1 protein-coding gene is annotated in these 268 nt (G+C 41.8%); it reads left to right on the forward strand.

Annotated elements, in window-relative coordinates; genetic code table 11:
- A partial coding sequence (locus tag AAEY62_RS22655) for a TonB-dependent receptor plug domain-containing protein (RefSeq protein WP_350636663.1) occupies window positions 1-268 on the forward strand: 268 nt, incomplete at both ends.

The following is a 268-nucleotide window of genomic DNA, read 5'->3' on the forward strand; positions in this document are numbered from 1 at the left end:
CTGACGATACAGATCTAGAACGCATTGTTGTTACTGGTGATTTTCAACGAGAAAGCATTCAAACCTTAAGTGCTAGCGCCAGCTTATTTAGCGAAGATGAAGTTAATTTACGAGGTGCAACCTACCTAGATGAAATGCTTGGGAGTACTGCCAATATTAATTTTGCTTCTGGAGCTTCTCGCGGTCGTTATATTCAAATTCGTGGCGTAGGACTACGTTCACAGTTTGTTGACCCCATAAATCCTTCGGTTGGGTTAGTTATTGATGG

The sequence above is a fragment of the Pseudoalteromonas sp. GW168-MNA-CIBAN-0100 genome, assembly GCF_040309225.1.
Lineage (GTDB): Bacteria > Pseudomonadota > Gammaproteobacteria > Enterobacterales > Alteromonadaceae > Pseudoalteromonas > Pseudoalteromonas arctica.